12 protein-coding genes are annotated in these 17,069 nt (G+C 46.7%); 10 read left to right on the plus strand and 2 right to left on the minus strand.

Annotated features, from left to right (window positions below):
- Nucleotides 1–614 precede the first annotated feature (614 nt).
- From HP548_RS19505 to HP548_RS19515, 3 genes are all read left to right on the plus strand, one after another.
- Nucleotides 615–1,784 (plus strand): glucose-1-phosphate adenylyltransferase, encoded by a 1,170-nt coding sequence (locus HP548_RS19505; protein WP_281364891.1) that lies wholly within the window; start codon nt 615–617, stop codon nt 1,782–1,784.
- A gap of 27 nt (nt 1,785–1,811) precedes the next feature.
- Nucleotides 1,812–2,915, plus strand: a complete 1,104-nt coding sequence (glgD, locus tag HP548_RS19510; protein ID WP_024631848.1) for a glucose-1-phosphate adenylyltransferase subunit GlgD — start codon at nt 1,812–1,814, stop codon at nt 2,913–2,915.
- Nucleotides 2,916–3,254: 339 nt separating this feature from the next.
- On the plus strand, nt 3,255–5,687 hold the full coding sequence (locus tag HP548_RS19515) for a glycogen/starch/alpha-glucan phosphorylase (RefSeq protein WP_175382578.1): 2,433 nt from the start codon (nt 3,255–3,257) through the stop codon (nt 5,685–5,687).
- Nucleotides 5,688–5,798: 111 nt separating this feature from the next.
- Here HP548_RS19515 and HP548_RS19520 read toward each other — a convergent pair whose 3' ends face one another.
- Both HP548_RS19520 and HP548_RS33755 read right to left on the minus strand, forming a co-directional pair.
- Nucleotides 5,799–6,608 (minus strand): CPBP family intramembrane glutamic endopeptidase, encoded by an 810-nt coding sequence (locus tag HP548_RS19520; RefSeq protein WP_099852782.1) that lies wholly within the window; start codon nt 6,606–6,608, stop codon nt 5,799–5,801.
- Between the two features lie 32 nt (nt 6,609–6,640).
- Nucleotides 6,641–6,769 (minus strand): hypothetical protein, encoded by a 129-nt coding sequence (locus HP548_RS33755; protein ID WP_257219271.1) that lies wholly within the window; start codon nt 6,767–6,769, stop codon nt 6,641–6,643.
- Nucleotides 6,770–7,198: 429 nt separating this feature from the next.
- On the opposite strand from HP548_RS33755, the gene HP548_RS19525 reads away from it, so the two are divergent.
- The 7 genes from HP548_RS19525 to HP548_RS19555 all read left to right on the plus strand — a co-directional run bounded on the left by HP548_RS19525 (nt 7,199) and on the right by HP548_RS19555 (nt 17,047).
- Nucleotides 7,199–7,657 carry a VanZ family protein gene (locus HP548_RS19525; protein WP_175382579.1) on the plus strand — a complete coding sequence of 153 codons (459 nt, stop codon included), beginning with the start codon at nt 7,199–7,201 and terminating at the stop codon, nt 7,655–7,657.
- Between the two features lie 120 nt (nt 7,658–7,777).
- Nucleotides 7,778–9,469, plus strand: a complete 1,692-nt coding sequence (locus HP548_RS19530) for a glycoside hydrolase family 13 protein (protein WP_099852780.1) — start codon at nt 7,778–7,780, stop codon at nt 9,467–9,469.
- 88 nt (nt 9,470–9,557) lie between these two features.
- Nucleotides 9,558–10,250, plus strand: coding sequence for a metal-dependent hydrolase (locus HP548_RS19535; protein ID WP_063563389.1), 693 nt, complete (start codon nt 9,558–9,560; stop codon nt 10,248–10,250).
- Between the two features lie 240 nt (nt 10,251–10,490).
- On the plus strand, nt 10,491–11,843 hold the full coding sequence (gene dctA, locus HP548_RS19540; protein ID WP_175382580.1) for a C4-dicarboxylate transporter DctA: 1,353 nt from the start codon (nt 10,491–10,493) through the stop codon (nt 11,841–11,843).
- 312 nt (nt 11,844–12,155) lie between these two features.
- Complete coding sequence (gene treC / locus HP548_RS19545) at nt 12,156–13,877, plus strand: alpha,alpha-phosphotrehalase (RefSeq protein ID WP_099852777.1); 1,722 nt, start codon at nt 12,156–12,158, stop codon at nt 13,875–13,877.
- Nucleotides 13,878–13,906: 29 nt separating this feature from the next.
- Nucleotides 13,907–15,919, plus strand: coding sequence for a PTS system trehalose-specific EIIBC component (gene treP, locus HP548_RS19550; protein ID WP_175382581.1), 2,013 nt, complete (start codon nt 13,907–13,909; stop codon nt 15,917–15,919).
- A 273-nt stretch (nt 15,920–16,192) separates the two neighbouring features.
- Nucleotides 16,193–17,047: a chemotaxis protein gene (locus HP548_RS19555; RefSeq protein ID WP_175382582.1), complete on the plus strand. Its 855-nt coding sequence runs from the start codon at nt 16,193–16,195 to the stop codon at nt 17,045–17,047.
- Nucleotides 17,048–17,069 lie beyond the last annotated feature (22 nt).

Below are 17,069 nucleotides of genomic sequence, written 5' to 3' on the forward strand. Positions count from 1 at the left end.
AACCTCCAAATAATTTATAGTTATTAGTATATAATTTTCTGATAGATTGCTTTTGCAATTCTGATCATAACTTCTATACTACATCAATCTATTCGACACATTTCAATATATTCCTCTAAAAATTTACAAATAAATTGCCATTTACTGATTCATAAGACCTGCTTTTTTGATTTTATAGGTTTATTGGTCTAGTAGTGTCACAGTTTTACCATGAATTTTCCAAAAGGATTTTGCAGACCCATCAGCGAATACAATATTTAATAACAGCGGCATAAAGGAAGGAGTGATATCCACTTAAACTTTTGTCGAAGTTTTCCAGCAAGATTCCTCAGCCCGTTTCGTGTTTAATGTTATATAGGAGTAGTGTATTGCATTTCTCACGGGGTACACCTTAATTTTTACATCCACCTATCACCTCGACACAACAAGTACAGGCAATTCTGCACGTATCATCTACTTTCAGACATTACAAAGAACAACGTTCGGCTGCAATTCTAAGTAACACAGTCTGTACAGCATGCTCCTAATCATGACCAAAGTGTCCACACAACAGCATATCGGATTATGGGCTCTGAAATGATTTAGAACGAATGCACATGGAGGAGGCTGTAATGATGGCAAAAAAAGAAGTTGTAGCGATGCTGCTCGCTGGAGGGCAAGGCAAAAGATTAAAGGGACTGACCAAATCACTGGCCAAGCCTGCTGTTTATTTTGGCGGAACCTACCGCATCATTGATTTTCCTCTAAGTAATTGCTCCAATTCTGGCATCGACACGGTCGGTGTATTAACCCAATACGAACCTCTGGTGCTTCACTCTTATATCGGCATTGGCAGTGATTGGGATCTGGACCGCAAAAATGGCGGGGTATATGTACTTCCTCCTCATGAACGTGAAGACGGTAGTAACTGGTACCGTGGTACGGCGGATGCTATCTACCGTAACCTGAATTTTATCGAACAATTCGATCCTGAGCATGTGCTCATCTTGTCAGGGGATCATATCTATAAAATGGATTACGAGAAAATGCTTCAATACCATAAAGAAAAGGATGCAGATTGCACCATATCGGTCATTGACGTTCCGTTGGAAGAAGCTAGCCGGTTCGGGTTGCTCAACACCCACGATGATTATCGCATCTATGAATTCGAAGAAAAACCTCCTGAACCCAAGAGCACGCTTGCTTCCATGGGTATCTATCTCTTCAAGTGGGATGTGCTGAAACGCTTCCTGATCCAGGACGAACAGCAGGCCTCCACCTCCTATGATTTTGGCAAAGATATCATTCCCTTGCTGCTTGAAAATGAAAAATCACTATACGCTTATCCGTTTGAAGGGTATTGGAAAGACGTCGGTACAATCCACAGTCTGTGGGAATCCAATATGGACCTGCTGGATGAAGAAACGCCGTTTAATCTGAACGATCCGGATTGGCGTATCTTTACTCGGAATCCCAATCAGCCTGCGCAATATATTTCTCCATCGGCGAAGGTGCGGAATTGCATCATTAGTGAAGGCAGTGTGGTACATGGTGAGGTTAAACACTCGGTGTTGTTCTACGGTATTGAGGTGGGAGAGAACAGTTCCGTAACCGATTCAGTGATCATGCCAAAAGTGAAGATCGGTCAAAATGTACACATTCACAAAGCTATTATTGCCGAAGGATTGGTGATCCCGGATGGAGTACATCTGTCGCCCGCCCCTGAGGATGAGAGTGATATATTACTGGTCGATCAGGAAGAACTGGAACGACAGCTTCTCGAGGGAATGACAAGCAAAGCCTAATCTAAACCCCAAAGGACGGTGCATGCGATGAAACCATTGATCGGAGTTATTAACCTTGACCATGAGCTTGAGGAATTGAAGGAATTGACGTACTTTCGCTGCGGAGCCGCGGTGCCTTATGCCGGGCGTTACCGTCTGATTGATTTTGTATTATCCAATATGATGAATGCTGGCATTGAGAGTATCGGTGTATTTGTGCGTCGCAAGTACCGTTCACTCATGGATCATCTGGGAGACGGTAAGCCGTGGGATCTGGATCGCAAGCATGGCGGTATGTTTATTTTACCACCGGACTGGAACGATCCAACCGATACGTCACAAGGGGATTTGCAGCATTTTCACAATAATCTCGATTTCTTCCGCCGGGGTTCAGGGCAATATGTAGTCCACGCAGGTAGTCGGCATGTAACCAAAGCAGATCTGCAGGACGTGTACAGATACCATATTAGCAAAGGCGCGGATGTAACGCTGGTCTGCAAAAAAGTGGATCAACTGCTGCCTGAGCATGATGCCTGTGTCAAAGTTGAAGATGACGGGAACGGTAATGTGGTGGACATTCACCAAAGCGCCGATCACCCGAATATATATACAGAAATTTTCATTATGGAAAAAGAACTGTTCCTGCGCCAAGTGCAGCGCTGCATCGCTCATGGCGAAAGCCATTTCTTCCGTGATGTAATTCAGAAAAACCCGGATGGCTTGAACATTGCGGCGTATGCCTATGATGGCTATCACGCCGTGATCAATTCAATTGATAGCTATTACCGCAACAGTCTGGAATTGTTGAATAGCGGATTGTATGAGCAGCTGTTCAAGGAACAGCCTGTTCAAACCAAGATTAAATACGAGGCACCTGCCAAATACCTGGATACTGCTGAGGTGAAACATTCCTTGCTTGCGAACGGCTGCATTGTGGGCGGAGAAGTCGAAGACAGCATCCTGTTCCGTGGGGTGCATGTGGCGAAGGGGGCCAAAATTAAAGGTTCTATTATTATGCAAAAATGCTACATCGGAGAAGGCGCCGTTCTGGAGAACGTCATTCTCGACAAAGATGTAAAGTTAAGCGGCGGCCAGACGCTGATCGGCGACCCGTCGAACCCGTATATTTTGGCGAAGAGTACTATTATCTAATACCAACACTTAACCGATATCATCTATAAATATATATAAAATAAAAATCCTGTAGGATGGATTTAAGGTTCATGCTTCTTTGAAGCATTGGGTGCCACAGCTAAAGCTACGGTTATACGTGCTAACGCAGTGGAGGTGACGAAATCGATTCTGAAGAAGCGTAAGCGTTCGCCTTTGTCTTCAAATTTCAACCTTTTATAAAGTTCATCAAGAAATTTGAGAGACAACAGCGATCGGAAGAACGATTCGTAACCGGAACGGCCACTTTGCTGGATGTATGAGCACTTAAGTGTATGAACCGCCACCACCCTACAGGATTTCACCGGGAGGAACCTTCTTTTGTTTGACAACAAGGAAACGTTCAAGAGTATTTTTAGACGCAATCTGGTTAGCAAATTGGGCAAACCACTAGCAGAAGCAACGCAAGAGGATGTCTATCACGTACTTGGAAGTATGATTCGCGAATACGCGGGTCAAGATTGGGCGGCGTCGAATCAGGGGTTTAAGCAGCGCCAGGATAAACAGGTCTATTACTTCTCGCTGGAATTCCTGATTGGACGTCTGCTCGGCAACAACCTGTTAAATGTGAATGAATTGGAACTCGTCCGAGACAGTCTGGCTGAACTGGGCTTCTCTTTGGAAGAAGTGGAAGAGCAGGAGGCGGATGCAGGGCTCGGCAACGGAGGTCTGGGAAGACTCGCAGCCTGTTTTCTGGATTCACTGGCTTCCCTCGGCTATGCAGGACATGGATGCGGAATCCGTTATAAATATGGCTTGTTTGAGCAAAAAATTATTAACGGCAATCAGGTCGAATTACCCGATAATTGGCTCGAGAAGGGCAATGAATGGGAAGTGCGCCGTCCGGACAAAAAGGTGGAAGTGCAGTTCTGGGGCCGTGTGGAAGCCTATGAACAGGATGGACATTACCAATTTGTCACGAAGGATGCCGAATCAGTTGTAGCTGTTCCTTATGATGTGCCTGTGATTGGTTATGGCCAGCCCCATGTAAACACCTTGCGATTATGGAGTGCGGAGCCCAAGCGGGAGACTTCACTCGATACCCCTTCCAACTATTACGGATATCTGGATTACAGCCGTTCGGTAGAATCGATCTCGGAGTTCTTGTACCCGGATGATTCCCAATACGAGGGCAAGCTGCTTCGTCTGAAACAGCAATATTTCATGTGTTCGGCAGGCGTACAGAGTGCTTTGCGTACATTTAACAAGCTTGAGCTTTCGTATGATCGATTGCCGGATAAAGTGGCGTTCCATATTAACGATACTCATCCAACACTCGTGATTCCCGAACTGATGCGCATTCTGATCGATGTCAAAGGATATGGATGGGATGAAGCGTGGGATATTACAACCCGCACCGTATCGTATACCAACCATACAACGTTAAGTGAGGCGCTTGAAAAATGGCCTGTGGCCATGATCAGCAAGCTACTGCCACGCATTTACATGATTATTGAAGAGATCAACAAACGTTTCTGCGGCATGCTGCTTGAACGTTATCCCGGAGACCAGGATCGTATCCAGCATCTGGCGATTATTGCGAACGATCAGGTGCGGATGGCTCATCTGGCCATTGTGGGCAGTCATAGCGTTAACGGTGTTGCGGCATTGCATACCGAAATATTGAAGGAACGGGAAATGGCTCCGTTCTATGCACTCTATCCGGAGCGCTTCAATAACAAAACGAATGGCATTACCCATCGCCGCTGGCTGATGCATGCCAATCCGAAGCTGTCGAATCTGATCACAGATACGATTGGAAGTGAGTGGATTAGGGAGCCGGGCAGACTGAATGAGCTGGTAGGCGTTGCAGACGATGCTTCATTCCAGCAGCAGTTCCATTCCATTAAACGTAATAATAAGGAGCGACTGGCCGCGTACATCCTGGATCATACCGGGAAGGCTGTCAATCCGGATTCCATCTTTGATGTACAGGTGAAAAGGCTGCATGGGTACAAACGGCAGCTGCTGAACATTCTGCATGTTATGCATTTGTATAACCGTCTCAAGAGCGATGCTTCGTTTGATATCGTGCCACGTACGTTCATTTTTGGAGCAAAGGCCGCGCCAAGTTATTATTTTGCCAAGAAAATTATCAAATTGATTAACACAGTGGCAGATACGGTCAATCGCGATGCGGCCGTGAAAGATCGTCTACAGGTATTTTTCCTGGAAAACTACTCGGTCTCTCTTGCCGAGAAAATTATACCTGCTGCGGACGTTAGCGAACAGATTTCAACCGCAGGCAAGGAAGCCTCCGGTACGGGGAACATGAAGTTTATGATGAACGGTGCGTTGACCATTGGTACTATGGACGGCGCGAATGTGGAGATGGCAGAGCAGGTTGGTCAAGACAATATGTTTATCTTTGGTCTGAGTGCAGACGAGGTGCTTGAATATTACCGCTCCGGCAGTTATCGGCCAAATGAGATTGTACAGCAGGATGAACGAATTAGGGAGGTAGTGGAGCAGCTGGTACATCCGGGAACGTTCTGTGAGCGTGATGGTGAATTCTGGGATATCTATGATTCCTTGCTGGCCCATGGTGACGAGTACTTTGTATTGCGTGACTTTGCTGCCTACGCCGATGCGCATGCTGCCATTGATTTGGCATACCGCGATGTAGCGGGCTGGACACGTAAGGCGGTGCTAAATACCGCTCAATCCGGCATTTTCTCCAGTGATCGCACTATTAGTGAATATGCGACTGATATCTGGGGCATTCATCCGGTTTCCGGACACTGGAAAGGTTAAATAATTATTGTTTAACAATTAAATCCCCTTGTACACTAGGTGGATCTCTGTTGGGTTCATAAACCTTTGTCAGAGATCACTCCTTGTTGCACAAGGGGATTTTTGTATGAATCAGCCGATTGGTCGGGACACACTTTGTTTGCTATCACGCCGCCTTTCACGACGAAGGATGATCGGAACTGTGATCACTGCAGCGATCACCAACAACGGAGCTAATAAACCAGCGATGGGTAACGCCGATGCGCCATTCGCTGAGAAGACGCTCAAGTCCCAGAACCCGTGCAGGAATATGGAGGCCACGAGTGATCCGGTAGACCGCCGAGCGAGGTAGAAGATCGAACCGAGGCCAAAAGCGATCATTACCTGGAATAGGGCACCCGCTCCGATGCCCAAAAACATGTTCGGCAGGTGGAAGACTGCGAACATCGCTGTTGAGAGCAGCCAGACCCCGGTTTCCCCGAATCGGCTGCGCAGAGCAACCATTAACTGACCTCGATTGATCATCTCCTCATTGAAGCCGACCATGATACTGCCGAAAATGAGATACAGCCACATGAGGGGGGTGACACGGGTGAAATCACCGATTAGCATGTTCACGATCGCGATGACCATCATGATGATCGGGAGAGTCATTGTCGATCGAGAAAGACGCTGCCTTTCAACCAGGCTAGGACGCCACCATCCGTAGATCGTGACCATTGTGATGGTCAGCACGGCACCGCCGGACAGCGGTGCTATGTACCAGAGAAGAAGGGTCCGCTCACTCTCACCCACTCGCGTGTAATCAATGCCGTTGAGCAAGAAGATCGCGTAGAAGACTGCGCTGTATAGGAAATATGTGAGAACACCCCATCCTACGCGGGGACGAACCCGAAGGGCAGGGTCCAAAGTTTCTTGAAGCTTGTCCCTATTAATTGACATGTTAAACACTCCCATTATCCAATAATATTTTTTTATTTGCTCATTTTTCTTATGATTTTAACTTCGATTAAGTCAAGATATAGTCCCGCAAAGCCTTTGGTAACAGTGCCGACAATTTTGCGGAGTTTCATACCGAGGATGCGAACGTCCAGCCCTTTCATTTCACCCCACCTTCGACGCGCGCTTTTAAATGGTTAGGACCATGCGTCCTCCTTCCCGTAAATTCTATTATCTCTTGTGTTAATTCTTCGAATGATCCAGAAATCCAACAAGAAGCTTCGGTGACGAGGAGCATATTTTGATTACTGGCTTATTTAAAATTCTAGTTGCCCAAGTTAAATAGAAGCTAACCAAATGGATAAAAACCAGCTAAATTTTCACTGCTGTAGTTTAGGTTCTGTTTAGGTAACGATGTGGTATAAAGGATGAGGCAGACTGGGCCGAAGTCTAACTATGAACGAAGGGAAGGACAGGATTTTGAGGTGACAGATATACGGAAGTCCACGCCTGAGCAGCTGGACATGAAGATCTGTATCCCTTTAAAATAGACCTACCGCTCTGCGGGAAAAAAAGTCGGAGGAATTCAGACAATGAACGAACGTTCGTGGCTCCACTCCAGGTGGATGCTTGCTATCGTTGCCTGCATGGCAGTACTGTACACGTTGATTATGGGCAACTTGCTATTTGTCAGCGGGAGGATGCCTGGCGTGAATTATCAATATAATCTGGTACCATTAGAGACAATTAAGCCCTTACTTTTTGAAAAGAACAGATACCATACGGAAGCCTGGGTGAAGAATCTGTTCGGAAACATTGTTTTATTCATACCGCTTGGAATATGGATACCATGGTTATTCCGCATGTGCCGAAAGTTTTTACTATTTACAGGTATTGTTGTAATGCTTTTGTTAGCTGTTGAGATTACGCAATTGATTACCCGTGTTGGTTCGTTTGATGTCGATGACATTATTTTGAATACGTTGGGTGCCTGGATTGGATACATAGGGTTTACCTTATTCATATATTCACAGAGAAAGACTCGAAAATAAACTGCGAATAGCGGTCAAAGATCGGGTCTTTTTGTGTTCATGGATCTTTTCTGTTTATAAGAAGAGCATTTCGGATAAAACATACTAACGGGTTATATAGTAAAGAGTAAAGAAAGCGAGGTGGTCTATATCGTTTGGTGGAAAGAGAGTGTGGTGTACCAGATCTACCCCAACAGCTTCAAAGATTCCGATGGGGACGGTCAGGGTGACTTGCAGGGGATATATGATAAGCTCGATTATTTGACTGATCTGGGCGTGGATGTAATCTGGATCTGTCCTATTTACGATTCACCTAGTCATGATAACGGATACGATATCCGTGATTATTACTCCATTTTACGTAAGTACGGCACGATGGAGGATTTCGACCGTTTGCTGGCGGAAGCGCACAAGCGTGGTCTCAAGATCATGATGGATCTGGTACTGAATCATACGTCGGATGAACATGCGTGGTTTGCCGAGTCACGTTCATCGAAAGTGAACCCGAAACGGGATTATTATATTTGGCGTTCAGGTAAAAATGGTCAGGTTCCAAACAACTGGGAGTCCTACTTTGGGGGTTCTGTGTGGAAGCATGATCCGGAGACGAATGAATATTATTTGCATCTCTATACTGAACACCAGCCTGACCTGAATTGGAACAATCCACAGATGGCAGAAGAGATGTATGAGATGGTGCATTGGTGGTTGCAAAAAGGTGTGGATGGTTTCCGTTTCGATGCGGTGGCCCATATCGCCAAGGCAGAGGGGTTACCCAGCGCACATAATCCGGATAATCTGCCGGTCGTTCCTGCGTACCAGCTTTTTTCCAACCTCGAGCAAGTACATTCGATTCTGAACAAACTTAACGACATGATCCTGAAGCCTTATGGTCCAATGACTGTTGGGGAGACTTCCGGGCTTGGACCGGAACAAGCGCTGGCCTATGTTGGGACAGATCGGAATGAGCTCAATATGGTGTTCCAGTTTGAGCATATGTTTGTGGATGCTCAATCATCCGGAATCGGCAAATGGAACTATCGGGAATGGAGGCTGCCCGAGTTGAAAGAAATAATGAGCCGCTGGCAAACCGTACTGCATAACAGAGGCTGGAATGCCAATTACATGGGCAATCATGACCAGCCGCGCCCAGTATCCCGTTTCGGTGATGATGGAAAGTACAGAGTGCGCTCTGCCCAAATGCTGGCTACGTGGATGCTCACCCTGGAAGGTACTCCCTACATTTATCAAGGGGAAGAGATTGGCATGACCAATGTTGCTTTTCCTGATATTGAGGATTATCGTGATATTGAAACGATGAATTATTATCGGCAGCATATTGGTCAGGGGCGAGCGAAACATGAAGTCATGCAAGCGATCTGGCGCAAGAGTCGTGATAATGCACGTACACCGATGCAGTGGGATGATACGAAACATGCCGGATTTACCGATGGTGAGCCATGGATTCAGGTGAATGCGAACTATCCTGAGATTAATGTGGAGGATGCCGAACGTGATCCCCAGTCCATTTTGCATTATTACCGTAAACTAATCGCTCTTCGCAAACAACATAAAGTACTCATCTATGGGGCATATGAGCTGCTTTTGCCGGATGATCCCGATATTTATGCCTATACCCGGACGCTGGATGATGAGCAGATGCTGGTTATTCTGAATTTCCGGCAACATGAGCCTGAGATGCAATGGCCTGAAGGGTGGAACGAGGAGAATGCCAAGATGGTCATCAGCAATGTCAGTAAACGATATTCCACCGATAAGGGCGAGATTCTTCTTCAGCCTTATGAAGCACGGGTTTATCGAATGCAGCGATGAGGCGTTATTTTGCTTTGGCGAAGAGTTTTGAATTATAATATAGGTTGAAAATCAAACTAACGAACGCATATGTCAGGAGGATACCAAGTTGCTGAATATTACTTACCACGGACACTCCAGTGTACAACTGGGCACAGAAGAGAAGTCGTTAATCATTGATCCTTTCCTGCGTGGCAATGAACTTGCTGTCACCAAACCGGAAGACATCAAGACCGATGCCGTTTTACTGACACATGCACATATGGATCACATTTTGGATGCTGAACCGATCGCCAAAGCCAACAATGCCAAGGTGGTTGCGATTGTGGAACTGGCTACATATATGTCCTGGAAAGGTCTGGACACTCTTGGCATGAACATGGGTGGAACGGTGGATCTTGGTTTTGCGCAAGCCAAAATGATTCAGGCTTTCCATACATCCGGGATCGTGCTGGAAGAGGAACAACGGATCATGTACGCAGGATTGCCTGCAGGATATATTATTAACATTGGTGGCAAAACCATTTTGCATGCCGGTGATACTAGTCTGTTCGGTGATATGAAAATGATTGGCGACCGCCATGATATCGACGTTGCACTATTGCCTATTGGTGGACATTTCACCATGGGACCGGAGGATGCTCTGCAGGCTGCTGAATGGTTCAATGCCAAGCTGACGATTCCAGTACATTATGATACGTTCCCGGTGATTCGTCAGGATGCCGAGAAGTTTGTGGAGCAGCTTGCTTCCAAAGGTCTGGAAGGCCGTGTGCTGGCACCGGGACAATCTCTTACCTTGTAATGCTCTATTAATCACTGTTCAATCATAAAAGCAATACAAAGCTAAAGACGAATATCACGTCAAGATAACTGACGTGATATTCGTCTTTTTTCGGTTCCAAGTTCAATTTAGCACGCCTCAGTTGGTCCGAATGACAAAAATCTTGAAATCCCATTGTTGAGGTTCGAGCTGCAATGTTATAAAAAATTACACGGAAACCAAACGGAAATCCGAATTGACCGAAAAACAGGGGGAGCGTTCATGTCATTTGTGAAATCATTGTTTTTTCAAATTATTGTAGCGGTTATCATCGGGATTGGTGTAGGCATTCTGTGGCCTGATCTGGGCAGTCTGCTGCAGCCGCTCGGAACAGGTTTCATCAAGTTGATCAAAATGATCATTGCTCCATTAATCTTTATGGTGATCGTGACAGGCATTGCCAAAATCGGTGATCTGAAATCAGTCGGACGCATTGGGTTTAAAGCCATTCTGTGGTTCGAAATCGCTACGACGGTTGCGCTGGTCCTTGGACTCGGCACAGCGAACCTGCTTCGTCCGGGTGCAAGCATGAACGTGGACCCCTCGACCCTTGATGCAAGTGGCATCGAAGCCAAAACCAATGGCTCTGAACTGCCGCATGTCGTCGACTTTATCATGAATATTATTCCAACAAGTGTTGTAGATGCATTTGCACAAAATGCATTGCTGCAAGTGCTGCTCGTTGCCTGTTTGTTCGGGGTAGCCTTGGCAGCAACGGAAAGTAAGGCGAAGGAGAATGTGCTGACGCTAATTGAAAATGTACTGGGTATCTTGTTCCGTATTATTGGGTACATTATGAAACTGGCACCGATTGGAGCATTCGGAGCCATGGCATACACTGTTGGAGCATATGGTGCATCCACGCTGTCCTCCTTCGGCTTGCTGATTATTGCCTGTTACGGAGCTGCGTTACTGTTTCTGGTGATGCTTGCACTAGCTGCCTGGTGGATTACAGGACTGAACTTTTTGCAATTTGTAAAATATACACGTTCCGAAGTGATGCTGGCGATTGGTACAGGCTCCTCGGAAGTCGTTATGCCTCGCATGATGGACAAGCTGACCAAAGCAGGCTGTGATCGTGCTGTCGTCGGCCTTGTGGTTCCAACAGGGTACTCCTTCAATCTGGACGGAGCCTCGATCTACCTGTCGCTGGCGACCGTTTTTCTGGCCCAGGCGGTTGGCATTGATCTGACACTGGGACAAGAGATTACGATTTTACTGGTGTTAATGCTTAGCTCCAAAGGAATGGCGGGTGTACCTGGCTCCGCATTCCTTGCTTTGTCTGCTACAGCAGCGGCTCTGAATGCATTCCCGGTAGCTGCTGTTGCCTTACTGCTCGGTGCGGATCGTTTCATGGACACCATGCGAGTATTCACGAATCTAATGGGTAACTGTGTTGCGGCATTTGTCGTGGCGAAGTGGGAAGGGCTGCTGGACCAAAAACGTATGCGGGCTGTACTGTCTGGCGAGATCAGTGCCGAAGAGCTGGAGAGAGAAGAACAAGCGTCGATATCCTCGGTGAAGTTGAACAAAATGGAACAGGGAAAAGGAATGGTTTCGACGGACATGCTGTAATAAACAGGAAGTGAAAGGGCTTCGTATGAACTTTTAACTGATCCTATCTTTAAATTTGAACCGTCTGTTTACCCGCATGAAATCATGGGGTAACAGACGGTTTTTTCGTTTCAGATACAGATATCATGGAGTTCTCGAACGCATGCAGCAAAATAATTGTTACAGAGGAATCATTAATGGGGAATGTGTAGAAGAGGAAAAAGATAGCATATTGAAGTTTCAACTTGTATATACATGTTTAGTTATGTAATATATAAATGGAGTTAGGCCAAGAGAACCACATAAGCAATACAATTTATTGGAGGCGTTAACATGAGTTCAACCAACACAACTTCATCATCGTGGTGGAAAACTTCCACGGTGTATCAGGTATATCCCAAGAGTTTCAACGATACAACTGGATCGGGCACCGGAGACATTCGGGGATTGACCGAAAAGCTGGATTACTTGCAACATCTCGGTATTGATATCGTGTGGCTGCAGCCCGTATATGTCTCTCCACAGCATGATAACGGTTATGACGTAGCGGACTATTATCGGATTAATCCTCATTTTGGTACGATGGAGGATTTTGACGAACTGCTTAAAGGTCTGAAGGCACGTGACATGAAGCTGATGATTGATATTGTGGTGAATCACTCTTCTACGGATCATGAGTGGTTCCAGCAATCGCGTTCTTCCAAGGATAACCCATACCGCGATTATTATATTTGGAAGGACCCTGCTCCGGACGGCGGTGTGCCGAATAACTGGCAATCCAAGTTCGGCGGACCTGCTTGGCAGTATGATGAGCAGACAGGACAATATTTCCTAACGTTGTTTGACAAAACACAGGCTGATTTGAATTGGGAGAACGAGCAAGTACGCAAGGCAGTACGGGACATGATCAAGTTCTGGGCGGAGAAGGGTGTGGATGGTTTCCGTATGGACGTCATCAATCTGATCTCCAAGGACCAGCGTTTCCCCGACGATGATGGTAGCGTTTCCCCAGGCGACGGACGTAAGTTCTATACCGATGGACCACGTGTGCATGAATACATTACAGAGATGTATGAAGAGGTGTTTGGACCACATAATATGGTAACGGTTGGGGAGATGTCTTCGACTACGCTGGAGCACTGCATCAAATATTCAAACCCTGCTTCCCGGGAATTCTCGATGACGTTTAACTTCCACCATCTGAAAGTGGATTATCCGAATGGACAGAAGTGGGAACTGATGCCTTACGATTTTGAAGCGATGAAACAGTTATTTAGTGAGTGGCAGACAGGTATGCAGGCAGGTGGCGGATGGAATGCGTTGTTCCTGAATAACCATGATCAACCGCGGGCGTTGTCTCGTTTCGCAGATGATGGCGATTATCGTGCTGAGAGTGCCAAAATGCTCGCTACGACCATTCATGGCATGCAGGGAACACCTTACGTATACCAAGGCGAAGAGATCGGGATGCCGAATCCAGTCTGGAACGACGTTAGCGAGTTCCGTGATATTGAATCGACTAATATGTATCGACTGCTTCAGGAAGAACGGGGCAAATCCGCGGAGGAAGCATTCCAAATTGTGAAAGAGCGTTCCCGAGACAATTCCCGGACACCGATGCAATGGGATGGAAGCGAGAATGCCGGATTTACAACGGGTACACCGTGGATCAAAGTGGATGAACGATATCCGTCGATTCATGTGGCTCAGCAGATGGCTGACCCGAATTCGATCTATTATCACTATCGCAAGCTGATTGCTCTTCGCAAACAGGTTGGTGTGCTGACCGACGGTCTGTATGAACGTTTGGACGATGCACATCCGGATGTATTCGCATACGCGCGGACCAATGGAAGCGAAACGCTGCTTGTGGTATCGAACTTCAGCAAGCGGGACGTAAAATTTGCTTTCTCTGAAGCCGTCTGGAATGACCACATTGCGGGTAAATCAGCAGAGCTGCTGATTGGCAATACGGAGGTATCGCCTGCACTCGAGCAAGAAATCTCCCTGAGCCCGTATTCATCCTATATGTGGCTTGTACCGCAACAGGACTAATTCACATTATATAAATGGGAAGTGACAATATGGCAATTGATAAAAAACAGGTTGAGGAGATCGTACGCGCGGTCGGCGGCAAAGAAAATATCGAAGCTGCAACGCATTGTGTCACACGCCTCCGTTTTGCCCTGTACGACGAAAGTAAAGTAGATACGGAAAGTCTGGAACAGAACGATCTGGTCAAAGGCCAGTTCTCCTCTCAAGGACAATTTCAGGTAGTCATTGGACCTGGGCTTGTGGATAAAGTGTATGATGAAATGATTCAGATTACCGGGGGCGAACGTGCTTCCAAGGATGACGTGAAGGCTGTTGCGGGTAAAAAGCAAAACCCGATTCAGCGTGCGATCAAAACGCTATCTGACATCTTCATCCCGATCCTGCCAGCCATCATCACAGCCGGTCTCTTGCTCGGTATTAATAACATTCTGACAGGGCCAGGCATATTCTTTGATGGAAAATCACTGGTGGATGTATATCCAGCATGGAAGGATCTCGCATCTATTATTAATACCATCGCGAGCACAGCCTTTACCTTCCTGCCTGCGTTAATTGGTTGGTCCGCTGTAACAAGGTTCGGCGGCAGTCCGTTGCTCGGGATTGTACTTGGTCTGATCCTGGTTCATCCCGACCTACTGAGTGCTTATGGCTACGCCAATGCAGTCAACGAAGGCACCGTGCCTACGTGGAATCTGTTCGGCTGGCATATTGAGAAGATCGGTTATCAGGGGCAGGTTCTGCCGGTATTGGTATCAGCCTATCTGCTTGCCAAGCTGGAGATCTTCTTGAACAAAAGGGTGCATGATTCGATCAAACTGCTTGTAGTTGCACCTGTCACCTTATTGATTACCGGTTTCCTGGCATTTACGATCATTGGTCCGGTTACATTTGCCATTGCGAATGGAATTACATCCGGCTTGATCTATATTTACGATTCATACGCGGCTCTGGGCGGTCTGATCTATGGTGGACTGTACGCATTGCTCGTTATTACAGGAATGCACCATACGTTCCTGGCGGTAGACGTACAGCTGATTGGTAGCCAGGGCGGAACGTTCCTGTGGCCAATGCTGGCACTGTCCAATATCGCGCAAGGTTCAGCCGCACTTGCCATGATGCTCGTGCTTCGTGAGAAGAAAATGAGAGGACTTGCGGCAACTTCGTCCGTTTCAGCCTTCCTCGGGGTAACCGAGCCGGCGATCTTCGGGGTGAATATCCGTTATCGTTATCCGTTTATTTTCGGTATGGTCGGTTCTGCGATCGGCGGTGTACTGCTTACGATGAATAATGTTCAGGCCACCTCTATCGGTGTAGGTGGCGTACCTGGATTCCTGTCCATTTTCCCGAACAAATGGGGAGTATTCTTCATCGGTATGGCGATTGTACTGGTTGTTCCGTTCGTACTGACTGTTCTTTTTGGAAGAGCGAAGTTGAGAAAAGAAGACCGCAACGCAGATCAAGCTACTGTAGCTGGTGGTCAAACACCTTCAGCGAAATCCGCTTCTAGCACAACTACAACAAATGCAGTTGCAGAGCCACGCACACGCAGTGCTGCTCAGGTGGCGGATGAGCCTGTGAATACACTGGAAATCATGGCACCATTAACAGGTAAAGCTGTTCCGCTTGAACAAGTACCTGATCCAGCGTTTGCAGAGAAACAAATGGGTGAAGGGGTTGCCATTGAACCTTCTGGCAATCAGGTCGTTGCCCCGTTTGATGCTCAGGTTGCCCATGTCATCAAGAGCAAACATGCAGTCATTCTTGAGCACGCGAGTGGTGTGCAGATTCTGATTCACGTCGGGATTAATACGGTATCGCTCAAAGGCGAAGGTTTTAACATGCATGTTGAAACTGGAGAGAAGGTAAGAGCCGGGCAAACATTGCTTGAATTCGACCGTAAAGTGATTGAAGCTGCGGGATATCCGCTCATTACGCCAATCATTATTCCGGATGGTCAGGACATGGTTGATCGGGTGGAGGTCACTACAGGTGATGTTACATCCAATCAGAACGGTGTGCTTAAGGTTCATTTGAAAGGTTAAGTATACGAACAAATGGGGAGCTGCGATATTCGCAGCTTCTTTTTTTTATCCTGAGACCGAGATCAAACTGAACGCATACAATTTGTGTAGGGTGACCTTGATGCAGTTCGTTTTTTTTATTTATATCGTGGTAAACTGTATCTAGGATACATGTGGCAAAATCTCATGTTCACAGCGATCGGAAAGCTTGTTCATCAGGACTATGCATGTTCAGGTTGAGAAGTTCATATGGTTCAAAGAGAGTGGCTAGTCAATGGACGGAGGGGGAGAGCCATGACTCGTGTTGCGGTAATGGTCATTCATGGTCTGGGTATGCAAAAGGAAAATTATGCGGATACACTGATTTCGCGTTTGCATAAGGAATTGGATCAAGTTATGGTGTTGCCGGGAGCAGCCAAACAGATGCTGGATATTGAGCCTGTATTTTGGGCTGACGTATTTGAGGATCGGGAAGAGGCGCTGTTTCAGCAGCTTGTCAGCTCTCAAGGATTGAACTATCAAGTGTTACGTCGATTTGTAATACATTATCTGGCAGATGCCGTCGCGTATCAACCTGTGGAAAATCAAGGGCATAACTATGATGCGGTACATTATACGCTGAATCGGGCGATGCACGCACTTGCACAGCGGAATGGGCCAGAAGCTCCACTCTGTATCATTGCACATAGTTTGGGCGCGGTGATTGCAAGTAATTTTTTCTATGATCTGCAATATCCGTCTACTCGTACACCTTCCATCGTGGATGTTACTTCCGCATTGGAACGGGGAGATACCTTAACGAACTTTTATTCCTTTGGAACGACGTTGCCATTATGGAGCTTACGGTATCATGATTTTAGCCGGCCGATTCAGGTGCCTTCACCACTGGCAGGGCAGTACTTTCCTGGGCTGGAAGGGGAATGGATTAACTTTTATGATCGGGATGATATTCTGGGTTACCCGCTGCGCCCTATTGATCCTGCCTATGAGGCAGCGGTCAACGAAGACGTGGAAATTAACTCTGGCGGTGTAATTGGGAGCTGGAATCCGTTGAGTCATGGTGGATATTTCTCGAATGGAACCATGAATCGGAGAATCGCACAAGGTTTGGCGCGAACATGGACGTGGGTGAATCGTGGATCAGGTTAAATGTCAGTTATGGAAGGAGGAC

The sequence above is a fragment of the Paenibacillus taichungensis genome (genome assembly GCF_013359905.1).
Classification (GTDB): Bacteria; Bacillota; Bacilli; order Paenibacillales; family Paenibacillaceae; genus Paenibacillus; species Paenibacillus taichungensis.